Here is a 12,160-nt window from a genome sequence, read left to right as displayed (position 1 = left end):
CGGGGCTATGAGCCATGGATAATCGAGTACTAGTAAGTCCATGGGGAGCTATCTCTGAACGGTGATGGCAGTTTTGATGCCCTGGCTCAGCGATAAGGACATTGAGTTAGGGGGCGTTGGCCGCAGGGGAAAAAGTAACCCTGGCGTAAGCTCAGAGAGGCTTTATCTTAATGTAGAGTGGTACTGTTTTCCGGGAGGGGATCAGTCTGACGTAGGGGGATCGTGAGGACAGATCCCAGCAAGAAAGTTAGCGGCCAAAGCAGTTGCCGAACAGATCGTCAATAGAACTGAGGATATTTTAAGCAGGAGGAGGTAAACTGACTCAAGAAAGAGCCTAAGCATTCATGAGGGTAGAAAATGGTTGTGGAGTCAGTTCTTTCAACAGAACCAAAATCACTTAAGTATGAATCAAACATACGCCGCAGACAGAGCCTACTCACAGCTCCTCATATGCAGCCGTTAACAGCGTATGTCGAAAGCATACGTGAAAGGCTTGGTGACAATGTATTCATCCCTGACTTTGATCCTTTAGATGGTGGGATCAATGCCGAATTTATTTTCCTCTTCGAGAAACCAGGCCCCCAAACTGACCTTAGAAACGGTGGTTCTGGTTTTATCTCACGTGATAATAACGATGACACGGCCAAAGCAATCTTTTGCTTTATGCAAAGTATAGGCTTGGATAGAAAACGAACGCTGCTTTGGAATACCATTCCTGCTTGGGATAACTCAAGAGCATATCAGGCCCTACATGTCCGTAAAGGCATTGAAATTCTAGATGAGCTACTCCCTTTACTATCTAACCTAAAAACCATAATTTTGGTAGGAAAACAGGCCCAAAAAGCGAGAAAAGGGCTAAAGGCTCGTGGTTATGATATTGCAGAATCCTACCATCCCTCACCATGTGTCAAAGCTCGGTATCGTCAGAAATGGGATCAAATTCCGGCAGCGTGGGAAGATGCGATTTCCGCTAACAAGAGATAATAATGAAGATAACCGTATTTTATGTACTGGCACTGCTGCCGCTGTCAGTACATGCTAGAAGTATTGCCCTGCAACTAACCGAACAGACCGAGGCTCTCCAAGGTACACTGTGCCAGCATAAAAACAATCGATACAAAAGGCTCTATCTAGCCGCTCTTATTTTGTTCGAAGTGACAATGATAGCAGCACCAGTAACTGCGTGCTCGAATCCCCCAATCAGGTTCTGCTTCAGTAGTCCGCTTAAAAAAACCGAAAATCCCGCCATTTTTACGTATAAAAGCCATGCATGCATAAGGTGCATGGTTTTGCATGCGTTTAGCGACACTGGATCCCCCTCCAGCGCCAGCATTGGCTGCCCTGAGGCTGGTCATGTACCTGCATTAAAAGCGCCCCTTAAGCGGGCAGGCGTGGCGGGGAGAGCATTGCGCGCTGAGGTCTGATAAAGAAAATTTATCAAATCCTGGCAGATTACATCTCTAAGACTCACTCTCATTAACTATCTCATTTAATCTTCAATTAAAGAATTTCTTTTCTAATTTAGCTATCGTTTCTTTCAGCTCTTCAAGAGCTACAGTAAATGAATCTTCGCCATTTCTAACTAAAAAATCCAACATACTACGAATGGAATACAATTCCGTGCTAAATTTATTAGCAGGTAACTTCCTTATCATCTCCAGTATTTCATGTTCTAAATCTTCTTCTTTTTCAATTATATTTGATGCAACTAAAAAAAGCTTGAGTCTATTTTTCTTTTCATAATCAAGCTTTTCAATCCCCATATTCTTAACGTATTCCTTAATATCACTCTTTATTTTATCATCACCAACAATAAATAAATCATATAATAATGACTCAATGTAACTAGCCTGTCGAGTAACTGGTAATTCACTAATCGAGGATATTAATTCTTTAAGGTGATTAATGTCATTGAATTCCACGCTTAACTCTGATGCAATCAAGAAAATATTATGAGCCTTTCTAAGAATAAGATAGCCATGGTCATTTTCATTTTCAATTGTAGAAGTAGATAACTTTATCATGGAGTTCATCAGTTCAGCCACAAAACTCTTATCAAAGCCATCTCTTTTATTATTGAAGCAAATTGTCACGTAGTCAGAAATACATTCAATTAAATCGGAGTAGAAAAAGCCGTTTTCTACAAGCGAGGTTATTTTCTTGTGAAGAGGGCTTTTATCTTTATGGGGCTCATCTGAAAATGCAAGCAAAAGAATAACATTCTTGAAAGCATTTAAATTGAAGTCACCATTACTTGCCTTTTTCATATACCCACAATACATTTCCTCAAAAGCATGATTCAAAAGCCAATCACTGCTTTCCGTATCCAATTGAAGCGTTAAATACTTGCCGCGCTTTTTATACCTGAATTTTTCAGCCAACTCTTTGTTATCTAGATATTTTATAGAGGAATACAATTCTTCTATAGTGTAATATATGGTCTCATTATTCTCCTGAGACTTACGCTTTACCGACTTAATCTCAAACAGTTTATTTATCGCATATTTAAACTCAGAATAGCTATCTATAAGACAGCCATTTAACTTAATGAAATGCAATATATTTTTATGTAAAAAATCAGACTTGAACTCATCTGCATCCCAGTAAAGTAGAGGCTTCCTTCCTTCCCTGTCTTTATTTTTAGTTAGTATTTTATCTACTGAATAAATAAACTTAAACATATAATCAACGGTTACTATATCTAATAATGAACTTAATGTCCGCTTTACATTTTTAGGAAAGCTGTCAAACCTTTCTTTAAGATTATAACTTTCTGTATCTAAAAACCTGTTGCTATTACGACCAAGACGATATTTAAGCACATGCAATATCATATTGTAATTAAGAAGGGAAATAAGTAATGAAGCATAATTTTTATGCTTCAAATCGTGCTTGATAACATTTTCAATAGCATGATAGGCCATTTCATAATTTCCTATCTGGAAGAATGCATATACATCACAATTATCAAAATCGACACTTTTCCCTGTGTGATTTTTTTTACTAAAATCAAAGTCGAAATTATACTCAAAGGTAAATATTTCTTTATCTGATAACTTTTTTGATTCAGGCACAAAGTCAGTAGTTAGAATAGCCTCGCTATCTTTGTCATCAATTATTACCCCGGAAATATCTGCTTTCCAAAGAATATCAAAAATTGGAGTTAGAAGAATGTTATATTTTTTTGACTCTTCATTATCTTTAAGTACATCCTTGAATCTTTTATACACATACCGCATGCCCTTATCTGATTTCTGAATTACCTCTGAGTTATAAAACTTTAAAAAAGCCATTATTTCGCCATTAACTTCTCGAAACAAAAGTGTTGAATCCCCTAAGCATTCAGTAATTTGTTCAGCTAGAATAGCATTCAGGGAGCTGAGTTCTTGCAATTTAGTATATACATGCTTAATTATATTTTTATCTTCATTGTTACTGACTCTCTTTTCTTTTATCGACTTTAAAAAACCGTAAAGGCTTGAGCTTCTCTTATCTGAAAAGAACTCCGTCTGGTAGCTGCTAACTTTGATAGTCGTAATACCATGGCTAGCTAAATATTTTCTTTGAGCATAATCATCTTCGTATACAACAAGATACATTGGAGGACGTACAGCGGAGTGATTTTGGGCCCATTTTATAACTTGCTTAATATCTATATCGTTATAAGAATAGCCTATAAAAATTACTGTGTGGGTCGACAAAACACTCTTTATGTAATTAGATACTAGAGGAAAATTGGCGTCATAATTAATATAGTCATCTTCTTTAAATACAATATTGTGATTTTTAAAATCACCATGCATCTTTATAAGTTTTTTATCAAGACTAGACTTCATCAAGTCTTTATCACTGCAGACAATGTCATATATATACGCATTTTCAATGACTGCAGTATCTAAAAGGCAGTCCCAGTTAGTAGTAATCACACAATGGGGATTTATATTAAATATTAAATCATGCAATTTCGAAGGAGTTACATTGTCAGGGAAGTACTTCTTAATTTTCTTAAAATATAAATGAGAACCAAACTCGAGATAATAAAGCTGTGCAACTTTCAAATAATCAATTTCGTAATCTATGCCTAAATCAAGTTTTAGCTCATCAATCAGGTCCGACCATGACGGTAGCTTTATATTTTCACTCTCTGATGATTTGGAAACTCCTGCACCAACAAAAATAGCCAACGAGTCCTCATCCGAGGCTTGAATAATATTTTCCAAATGCTTATCGTTTATTATCACTTTTTATCCCTTAGAATATATGTAGAGTACCATTGAGGCATTGATACTCTTTTTTGAATATGCAGTGCATGATTGTGTGTTCCTTGTATTGACTTTTTATCAACATGCGCAAGTTGAACTTCAACCCATATCGAATCGAACCCATTTTCATGTAAAATAGCAGACATCATATGTCGGAATCCGTGACCAGTTAGCTGTCCACTAAACCCAATACGTTTGATAACCTGATTGATACTCGCTTCACTCATAGGCTTTTACGGATCGTTCCGCCCCGGAAAAACATAACGATAGTTCCTTGATATGATCTTGAGTTTATTGAGTAAATCTAACGCCTGAGTCGACAATGGCACAAGATGTGACCTGCGCATTTTCATCCTTTCAGTAGGAATTTCCCAAATTGCGTAATCCAGATCAAATTATTGCCATAATGCTGCACGCAATTAGAAGGTTCTTACACTTGTGATCATCAGTAATTTTGTAGCAATCTGGACAAGTCGACTCCCTGTGTATGTATCTAAGGCACGCAGAAAATCGGGTAGCTCATCTGCTTTTGGGAACGGAAAATGATTGGATTGGTGTACTTCGAGAGCGCTGGAAAGATCTGCCGCAGGATTGTACTCCGCTCTACCCGTTACAATTGCGTAGAGAAACACTTCGGAGCAACGCTGATGCACTTTCCGCATTTTCTCCAACGCCCCGCGTTTTCAATTTTACGCAGTACGTTAAGCAGCTCCAGCGGTTTTATCTTTCCCACTTTCCATGTTCCGATATAAGGTAAGTTGTTGTTTTTAAACGCTTCTATGACATATGACACATATCCTGCCGACCATTTGGCGGTCTTCATGTGATGCCACTCTCTAGCTATCTTTTCGAACGCACTTTCGGATTCCGTTTGCAAAGCGACCTTCTGCTCTTTTCGAACCTCATTCGGGTTCTTTCCTTCCGCGACCAGCTTTCGGGTATCGTCGCGATGAGGGCGAGCATCGGCAAGGTTGATCGTCGGATACACACCAGGCGAGATCATTTTGGGCTTACCGACATAGCGATAGAGGAACAGCCAGCTTTTGCTTCCATTAGGTTCTATAAACAATGACAAGCCTTGCCGATCCCCAAGCGTATAGGGTTTATCTTCGGGCTTAGTGCAGCGAATCTGCATATCATTGAAAGGCATGTGTATAGGAATCCAGGACCGAACAAGGACATATACACAATCCTAAATACATTAAGTATATGATTTACTTGAAAATTATGGGCAGCGATGGACTGAAGAACAGTAAAATCGTTACAAATCAGGGTAGTTATGGATAAATACGGACGTTGGGGGAAGTTTAAATGGTGCCGATAATAGGAGTCGAACCTACGACCTTCGCATTACGAATGCGCTGCTCTACCAACTGAGCTATATCGGCCCTGCAAGAGGTGTCCACGAGCGTGAATCACGAGGCAAAAGGTTAGAACTTAGCGGGCGATGCGTCAATAGTCAGTGGAATCAACTGCCTATTTTTGCATCGCCCGTTCTCATTTACGCACGAATGGTATCGTCGCCGAAACCGATCCACTTATAGGTGGTTAACGCTTCCAGCCCCATCGGGCCGCGGGCGTGCAGCTTCTGGGTGCTGACCGCCACTTCCGCGCCGAGGCCGAACTGGCCGCCGTCGGTGAAGCGGGTGGAGGCGTTCACGTAGACCGCGGAAGAGTCCACTTCATTGATAAAGCGGTTGGCGTTACGCAGGGTGCGGGTCAGGATGGCGTCGGAGTGCTGGGTGCCATGCTCGCGGATATGGGCGATAGCCTCATCCATATCGGCCACCACTTTGACGTTCAGATCCAGCGACAGATACTCGTCGTCATACTGCTCCGCTTTAACCGGCTCGACCTTCGCCGGGCCGTTTTGCAGCACGGGCAGGGCGGAGGGGGCGGCGTGCAGGGTGACGCCGCTCTCGGCCATCTGCTTGCTTAACGCCGGCAGGAAGGTGTCGGCGATGTTGCGGTGTACCAGCAGCGTTTCCACGGTATTGCAGGTGCTCGGCCGCTGGGTCTTGGCGTTGACGATGACCTTCAGCGCAGGGGCGATCTCGGCGGTTTCATCAACGAAGATATGGCATACGCCAATCCCGCCGGTGATCACCGGGATCGTTGACTGCTCGCGGCACAGCTTGTGCAGGCCCGCGCCGCCGCGGGGGATCAGCATATCGATGTATTTATCCATCTTCAGCATTTCCCCCACCAGCGCGCGATCCGGGCTCTCGATAGCCTGTACCGCGGCGGCCGGCAGACCGCACTCCTGCAGCGCCTGCTGGATCACCTTCACCGTGGCGGCGTTGGTGCGCCAGGTCTCTTTCCCGCCGCGCAGGATCGCCGCGTTACCGGTTTTCAGACACAGGGAGGCGACGTCGACCGTCACGTTGGGACGCGCTTCATATATCACGCCAATCACCCCCAGCGGGACGCGGCGACGTTCAATACGCAGACCGCTGTCCAGTAGCCCGCCGTCGATCACCTGGCCGACCGGATCGGCCAGATTGCACACCTGGCGCACATCGCTGGCGATGCCGCTCAGGCGCGCCGGGGTCAGCGCGAGGCGATCGAGCATCGCTTCACTCAGGCCATTGGCGCGAGCTTCCGCTAAATCTTCCGCGTTGGCGCGCAGAATATCGTCGGTCTGCGCTTCCAGATAATCGGCGATCTTTTCCAGTACCTGGTTCTTTTCCCGGCTGGAGAGTAACGCCAGCTGCCAGGAGGCCGCTTTGGCGGCAATGCCCATTTGTTCCAGCATTTTCAGCTCCTTAACGGATGATCATATCATCGCGGTGGACGGCCACCGGGCCGTATTCGTAGCCCAGAATGGCATCGATTTGCTGCGAGTGCTGGCCGGCGATAAGGCGCAGCGCGTCGCTGTTGTAGCGGCTGACGCCGTGCGCGATATCGCGTCCTTCGCTATTGCGGATGCGGATCACTTCGCCGCGGGAGAAGTTGCCGCTGACGATTTTGATGCCTTTTGGCAGCAGCGAGCTGCCTCGTTCGAGGATCGCCTGGGTCGCGCCCGCATCGACGGTCAGTTCACCGGCCGGCGGGGCGCCGAAGATCCAGCGCTTACGGTTCTCCAGCGGAGACTCCTGCGCGTGGAAGCAGGTGCCTACCGGCAGGCCTTCCATCGCGTGGCCGATGACGTCCGGGCGGTTGCCGGCGGCGATAATAGTATCAATCCCCGCGCGGCAGGCGACGTCCGCGGCCTGCAGCTTGGTGCCCATGCCGCCGGTGCCGAGACCGGAGACACTGTCGCCGGCGATGGCGCGCAGCGCGTCGTCGATGCCGTAGACGTCTTTAATCAGCTCCGCCTGCGGGTTGCTGCGCGGGTCGGCGGTGAACAGTCCAGGCTGGTCGGTTAACAGCAGCAGCTTATCCGCCCCGGCGAGGATCGCGGCCAGCGCGGAGAGATTGTCGTTATCGCCCACTTTGATTTCCGCGGTGGCGACGGCGTCATTTTCGTTAATGACCGGGACGATGCTGTTATCCAGCAGCGCGCGCAGGGTGTCGCGGGCGTTGAGGAACCGTTCTCTGTCTTCCATGTCGGCGCGAGTCAGCAGCATCTGGCCAACGTGAATGCCATAGATAGAAAACAGCTGTTCCCACAGCTGGATCAGACGGCTTTGTCCCACCGCCGCCAGCAGCTGCTTGGAGGCGATGGTGGCGGGCAGTTCCGGGTAACCAAGGTGCTCGCGCCCGGCGGCAATGGCCCCGGAGGTCACGATGACAATACGGTGTCCCATGGCGTGCAGCTGTGCGCACTGGCGCACGAGCTCGACGATATGGGCGCGGTTCAGGCGACGGGACCCGCCTGTTAAAACACTGGTGCCCAGTTTTACCACCAGCGTCTGGCTTTCACTCATGATTCTCTGCCGTTCAAAAGGAATATCGATATCGAGCTGATGTTGTAGCAGGAGTCGGCCCGCTTGCCAACACCCGGGGCGGCGGGCGCGCCATTTTATTGCGCGGGATCGGGCATTCTGGAGAGGGAGTATGACAAAAATATGTCAGATACATTTAAATACGCTTTTTTATAAAAAGTTCCACCTTGTCATAAATATTTAATCTCCCGGCGTTAAAAAACCTCCTGTTTTTGATGGGCGAGCGCCCGCAATTGAATAGCGCGTATAAATAAATCACCAGGACTGAATAATGAAAAAGAGTACTCTGGCATTAATGATGATGGGCTTTGTGGCTTCAACGGGGACGCAGGCAGCGGAAGTTTATAATAAGAACGCGAACAAGCTGGATGTGTACGGCAAGATCAAAGCCATGCATTACTTCAGCGACTATGACAGTAAGGATGGCGATCAGACCTACGTGCGTTTCGGTATTAAAGGCGAAACGCAGATTAACGAAGACCTGACCGGCTATGGCCGTTGGGAATCTGAATTCTCCGGTAACAAAACCGAGAGCGACTCCAGCCAGAAGACTCGTCTGGCGTTCGCCGGGCTGAAGCTGAAGAACTACGGCTCCTTCGACTACGGTCGTAACCTTGGCGCCCTGTACGACGTGGAAGCCTGGACCGATATGTTCCCGGAATTCGGCGGCGATTCCTCTGCTCAGACCGATAACTTTATGACCAAGCGCGCCAGCGGTCTGGCGACCTACCGCAACACCGACTTCTTCGGTCTGATGGATGGCCTGGATATGACCCTGCAGTACCAGGGTAAAAACGAAGGTCGTGAAGCGAAGAAACAGAACGGCGACGGCGTTGGGACCTCGTTAAGCTATGACTTCGGCGGCAGCGACTTCGCCGTCAGCGCGGCCTACACCAGCTCCGACCGTACCAACGATCAGAACCTGCTGGCTCGCGGTCAGGGTTCGAAAGCGGAAGCCTGGGCGACCGGCCTGAAATATGACGCCAACAACATCTATCTGGCGACCATGTACTCTGAAACCCGCAAGATGACCCCGATCAGCGGCGGCTTTGCCAACAAAGCGCAGAACTTTGAAGCGGTGGCGCAGTATCAGTTCGACTTCGGTCTGCGTCCGTCCCTCGGCTATGTGCTGTCGAAAGGGAAGGATATCGAAGGGGTGGGGAGCGAAGATCTGGTTAACTACATTGACGTGGGCCTGACCTACTACTTCAACAAAAACATGAACGCCTTCGTGGATTACAAAATCAACCAGCTGAAAAGCGATAACAAACTCGGCATCAACGATGACGACATCGTCGCGCTGGGCATGACCTACCAGTTCTGATCAACTTCAGAACCACCCGCCGCAGCCCAGGCTGCGGCTTTTTTTTAGCGGCGGTTCTTCGCCAGATGCAGGGTGTCGCTGTTCATGGTGATCTGCGCGTTATACTCCTTCGGCAGACGGCGCGCCTGATAGAACGCCGACTCCCAGTAAGGGTTGTCCAGCGAAGAGCGCATCACGCCCTGGCTGCTCGAGGCGTGAAGGAAATTATGATCGGTATCGTAAAAGCCAACGTGCATCCCGGCCCGGGTGCGGAAGAAGACCAGATCGCCGGGACGTAAATCGCGCTTATTGACCCGCACGCCCATGTGCAACAGCTCGCGGGTGGTGATCCGCTCCATCGGCAGGTTAAAGCGATCCTTCAGTGTGCGCCAGACGAAACCCGAGCAGTCGACGCCGCTTTGTTCAGTCCCGCCCCATTCATAGGGGGTTCCCTGCCAGGTGTGCATCTGATCATGCAGGGCCGCCACCACCGGGATCAGATCGTCCGATCCGCTATCAATGGTCATATCCGCATGAGATTTTGTGTGTTTTGCCTGTTTCGGTGAGGAGGAGCATCCTGCCAACAACAAAAAAGGAATTAACAAGAGAGCATGCTTCAGTTTTGGCTTCATATCGTTATTTTCGAAGTAGCAAGCAGACTGCTTTGTTTTATAGCCGATTAAAAAGAACGGCTAAATAAGTTGATGCCGCCTTTACGTTTATTTACGATTAAAAATAAACAACGATGGGATGGATCAGCCATAAAGGGCAGTTGTCACTTCACAACAGCCTGTGCCAGGATTCTGTCATCAACATCTCACGAGGCATTCCATGACGCATAACGCCATCGCCACCGAGACTTTACCCGGCGCCGCTTTCGACGCGGGGTGGATGACGTCTGCGCCTCATTATTGCTTCGCCACGCTCTGCCCACCGCCTCCCCCTCCAGACCGGGTTGTTTTCGGCGCTTAACGCCGTCTTTCAAGGCGCTTACCTGCCGCTATGACGCTTGATACCTTGTGTTTGACGTTCGGGAGCATGCTATGCACGTTCGCTATTCTCTGCTCGCCTCGCAGGCGACAACGGCCACCTTTGTGCTGCTGTGGGGCAGCGCGGCCATTTTCACCCGCTGGGGACTGGACAACGCCTCGCCGATGGCGCTGCTGGTCTTTCGTTTTCTGGTTGCCCTGGTCGCGCTGGCGCCGCTGGTCATCGCCCGTCGACGCTGGCTGCCCGCGCCGGGCACTCGCCTGCAGACAGCGGCCACCGGCCTGATGCTGATTGGCGGCTATTCGGTCTGTTACTTCGAGGCGATGGCCAACGGCGTGACGCCGGGGCTTATCGCCACCATCATGGGGATCCAGCCCATCCTTACGCTTTGCGTGGTGGAGCGCCGCCTGCAGGGGCGGCGGCTGCTGGGGCTGCTGATTGCCCTGGCGGGGCTGGTGCTGCTGGTGTGGCGCAGCCTGGCGATGTCGCCGATGGCGATGACAGGGATCCTGTTTGCGCTGGCGGCTCTGCTGCTGATGACCTTTGGCGCGCTGTGGCAAAAGCGCAGCCGCCAGTCGCCGGCGGATGTCCTGCCGCTGCAGTATGCCGTTAGTCTGGGGCTGTGCCTGTTGATCGCCCCGGTCAGCGGCTTCCGGTTTACCGTTAACGCCGGGTTGATTATTCCGGTGCTGTTTCTCGGGCTGCTGATTTCGGTGGTCGCCCAGCTGCTGCTGTACCGTCTGCTGAGCGCGGGGAATATCGTCAATGTCACCAGCCTCTTTTATCTGGTGCCAGCGATCACGGCGCTGCTGGATTATCTGCTGCTGGGCAATCGGCTGCCGGCGGCGGCGATGGTCGGTATGGTGGCGATCGTCGGCGGGATCGTGCTGGTGTTCCGCACCGGCAAGGTCCGCGCCGGCTGACGGCGAGCCGGGCGCGGTGGCGTCCGGTTCATTTTCCTGTCATCTTTTTTACGCATGCTCCCGGCAGCTTATTTTGACCAGTAAGGGAAGGTACCATGGGCAACACGCTGACGATTTTCGATCTCGATAACACCCTGATACAGGGCGATAGCAGTACGATCTGGAGCCAGTTTATGGTTCGCGAAGGGCTGGCGACGCAGAAGGGGTATCTTGCCCGCGAGGCGCGGCTGATGGCGGATTATGACCGGGGAGAGATGAATATCGCCGATTATGTGGCCCTGATCCAGGCCCCGCTGGCCGGAATACCGAAATCGGACGTAGACGCGCTGGTGGCCCGCTGCGTGCGTGAGGCGATCCTGCCCCGGGTCTATCCGCAGGCGTGGGAACTCATTCGTCGTCTGCGGGCCGAGGGGGAGCAGATGCTGATTATCTCCGCCTCGGTTAGCCTGCTGGTGCAGGCGGTGGCCGCCGCGCTGGAGATTGAGCAGGCGCTGGGCATTGACGTGGCGATGGTCGACGGCGGCTACAGCGGGGCGATTGCCGGGATCCCCAGCTATCAGCAGGGAAAGGTGGCGCGTCTGGCGCAGTGGCGCAAGGCGCATCCGCAGTATGACGGCGAGGTGACTTTTTACACCGATTCCATTAACGATCTGCCGCTGTGCCTGCATGCGGATCGCGTGCGGCTGGTCAATCCCTGTCCGCAGCTGCAGGCGGCCGGTGCCGGATATGGCTGGCCGGTGCTGAGCTGGCGGCTGGAATAGCGGAGCGGATAAATGCTTCTGCGGGTTCAGTCGT

General features: G+C 49.7%; 8 protein-coding genes, 1 tRNA gene and 1 pseudogene. 4 read left to right on the top strand and 6 right to left on the bottom strand.

What is annotated here, in order from left to right:
• Positions 1 to 357 precede the first annotated feature (357 nt).
• Positions 358 to 984, top strand: a complete 627-nt coding sequence (locus tag ABLU95_RS18320; protein WP_065813160.1) for a uracil-DNA glycosylase — start codon at positions 358 to 360, stop codon at positions 982 to 984.
• Between the two features lie 512 nt (positions 985 to 1,496).
• On the opposite strand, the gene ABLU95_RS18315 is transcribed toward ABLU95_RS18320, so the two are convergent.
• The 5 genes and pseudogenes from ABLU95_RS18315 to proB all read right to left on the bottom strand — a co-directional run bounded on the left by ABLU95_RS18315 (position 1,497) and on the right by proB (position 8,131).
• Complete coding sequence (locus tag ABLU95_RS18315) at positions 1,497 to 4,241, bottom strand: SIR2 family protein (protein ID WP_348880145.1); 2,745 nt, start codon at positions 4,239 to 4,241, stop codon at positions 1,497 to 1,499.
• Positions 4,238 to 5,412: pseudogene (locus ABLU95_RS18310) on the bottom strand (integrase arm-type DNA-binding domain-containing protein). The gene ABLU95_RS18315 and the pseudogene ABLU95_RS18310 overlap by 4 nt, the downstream one beginning before the upstream one ends.
• A gap of 162 nt (positions 5,413 to 5,574) precedes the next feature.
• Positions 5,575 to 5,650: transfer RNA gene (locus ABLU95_RS18305), tRNA-Thr, on the bottom strand.
• 113 nt (positions 5,651 to 5,763) lie between these two features.
• A complete protein-coding gene (proA, locus tag ABLU95_RS18300; RefSeq protein ID WP_335893725.1) occupies positions 5,764 to 7,017 on the bottom strand; it encodes a glutamate-5-semialdehyde dehydrogenase in 1,254 nt (417 codons plus the stop codon).
• 10 nt (positions 7,018 to 7,027) lie between these two features.
• A complete protein-coding gene (gene proB, locus ABLU95_RS18295) occupies positions 7,028 to 8,131 on the bottom strand; it encodes a glutamate 5-kinase (protein ID WP_008805306.1) in 1,104 nt (367 codons plus the stop codon).
• A 289-nt stretch (positions 8,132 to 8,420) separates the two neighbouring features.
• On the opposite strand from proB, the gene phoE reads away from it, so the two are divergent.
• Positions 8,421 to 9,473: a phosphoporin PhoE gene (phoE, locus tag ABLU95_RS18290; protein ID WP_348880143.1), complete on the top strand. Its 1,053-nt coding sequence runs from the start codon at positions 8,421 to 8,423 to the stop codon at positions 9,471 to 9,473.
• A 44-nt stretch (positions 9,474 to 9,517) separates the two neighbouring features.
• Here the strand turns inward: phoE and ABLU95_RS18285 are convergent, their stop codons facing one another.
• Complete coding sequence (locus ABLU95_RS18285) at positions 9,518 to 10,084, bottom strand: NlpC/P60 family protein (RefSeq protein WP_032428599.1); 567 nt, start codon at positions 10,082 to 10,084, stop codon at positions 9,518 to 9,520.
• Positions 10,085 to 10,495: 411 nt separating this feature from the next.
• On the opposite strand from ABLU95_RS18285, the gene ABLU95_RS18280 reads away from it, so the two are divergent.
• Positions 10,496 to 11,365: a DMT family transporter gene (locus tag ABLU95_RS18280; RefSeq protein WP_348874427.1), complete on the top strand. Its 870-nt coding sequence runs from the start codon at positions 10,496 to 10,498 to the stop codon at positions 11,363 to 11,365.
• Positions 11,366 to 11,460: 95 nt separating this feature from the next.
• Entirely contained in the window at positions 11,461 to 12,126 is a 666-nt protein-coding gene (locus ABLU95_RS18275; RefSeq protein WP_348880142.1) for an HAD family hydrolase, read from the top strand.
• Positions 12,127 to 12,160: the final 34 nt, after the last annotated feature.

It is taken from the genome of Klebsiella sp. GG_Kp146, assembly GCF_040061975.1.
Taxonomy (GTDB): domain Bacteria; phylum Pseudomonadota; class Gammaproteobacteria; order Enterobacterales; family Enterobacteriaceae; genus Klebsiella; species Klebsiella quasipneumoniae.
Note: the sequence above shows the minus strand (reverse complement) of the source record. Positions and strands in the feature narration are given on the sequence as shown.